This window comes from Pseudarthrobacter sp. (assembly GCF_036675385.1).
Lineage (GTDB): Bacteria > Actinomycetota > Actinomycetes > Actinomycetales > Micrococcaceae > Arthrobacter.
This window is the reverse complement of sequence record NZ_JAKFFD010000199.1, coordinates 1-1543: the sequence shown is the minus strand read 5'-3', so window position 1 is coordinate 1543 and position 1543 is coordinate 1. Positions and strand designations below refer to the sequence as shown.

General features: G+C 67.9%; 2 protein-coding genes and 1 pseudogene. All 3 read right to left on the bottom strand.

Annotation, left to right across the window (positions count from 1 at the left end; translation table 11 throughout):
* Window positions 1–301, bottom strand: a 301-nt coding sequence (locus tag V6M49_RS16860; RefSeq protein WP_332762190.1) for a hypothetical protein, incomplete at its 3' end; no start/stop codon positions are given.
* A gap of 160 nt (window positions 302–461) precedes the next feature.
* A complete protein-coding gene (locus V6M49_RS16855; RefSeq protein ID WP_332762188.1) occupies window positions 462–1229 on the bottom strand; it encodes a hypothetical protein in 768 nt (255 codons plus the stop codon).
* A gap of 29 nt (window positions 1230–1258) precedes the next feature.
* A pseudogene (locus V6M49_RS16850) lies at window positions 1259–1543 on the bottom strand (long-chain fatty acid--CoA ligase); the annotation flags it as partial.

The following is a 1543-nucleotide window of genomic DNA, read 5'->3' as shown; positions in this document are numbered from 1 at the left end:
TGTGTACTGGTCGGTCGGCGTGCACGCCGCGCCGGGCGTCCACGTGGGCGTGGGCAACCACCGTCCGGTGGCCCCGGTCATCGTGGCGCCGGCCCCGGTCATCGTGCCGCAGGTGGTCTACACGCAACCGCAGGTCGTCTACCCCGGCGGCATCTATTACCAGCAGCCGGCCCCGGTGGTGGTCTACCACAACGGGTGGCAATCGCGCAGCCACTTCGACGGCCACGGCCACCGCCACCACAAGCACCGTGGCCATGGGCATGGCAATGGCCATCGTGGGCAGGGTGGCCATGGCGGTCATGGCCACTGGCGCTGATCGCTGACGCGACAAGGCCGAACACAGTTCTCCAAGGTGCCCCGCGGTGCGCTTCTGCGCCGCGGGGTTTTTTTATTGCAGGCGGCACCGGTGCGAGGCGGCCATCAGCGTGCCTGGGGCCGCAAGGGCCGGCCGCCAGCCGTGCTCAACGTTGCACCCCGCCCAGGAACTGCCGGATCTCGTCGCGCCAGGCCGGGTCGGCCAATGGATCGTGGCTGGTGACGGTGGACCGGACGTCGCGCACCTGGGAACGATTGAACAGGTGCCCACATGCGCGCGTCGGATAGGAGCCGTTGCCGGTGATCCAGGGATCCCGGGTCGAGTACAGCGCGAGGTAACGATTGTCGGGATGGGGATCCCACAGGCTGCGCTCCTTGCAGTCCATCGCGTGCAGGATCACGCCGTCGACCTTCCTCTTCAGGCCTTGCACCACCTTGCCGCCTTCGGAGTGTCCGGTGGCAACGATCGACTTGAATCCGAGGTCCTCCAGCCAGGCGATCTGGTGCTCCAGTTCCATCCGGCGCGCCTTGATCCGGTGCGGATTGCCGGATTCGGCGTGGCCGGTGGAGGAGGGCATTCCGGAGGGACAGGAGCTGGATGCGTCGCCTCGCGTGTGGAACTGCAGCAGGACGACATGGAAGCCCAGTTCCTTGTAGAACTCCGCCAGTTGCAGGTCGGTTCCGACGACGCCCGAGCACCCATGGGAATGCACGACCACCGGGCGCGAGCGGTCGGCCCGCTCTTCGAACTGCCGCTGCGCGTCGCCGGTGGTTGCGCCCACCCGGTAGTACGTGCTTCTCCACGGAGTCTTGCCGACCACCGCATCCGAGAGGTCGTAGGTGCGCTGCGCGAGCGCGCCGGCGGGGACCAGGAGCGCCGCGCAGGCAAGGATGGCCGTGCAGTGACGGATCATGGACGTGCCCCTCCGACCGACACCCCGGCCTACGCGTACAACCCTTCGATCTCCTGCGCGTACGCCTTGTACACGCTGGCCCGGCGCACCTTCATGGTGGCGGTGACCTCGCCGTCGTCGTGGTCCAGCTCCTTGGTGAGCAGGTGGAACTTGCGCACTTGCGACACCTGCGCCAGCCGCTCGTTGCCGCGGTTGACCTCGGCGGCGATCAGCTCCTGCACGCGGGGGTTCTCCACCAGCGAGCGGAAGTGGGTGAAGGCCAGCCGGTTGGCCTCGGCCCACTTGCCCACGGTCTCGTAGTCGATCTGGATCAG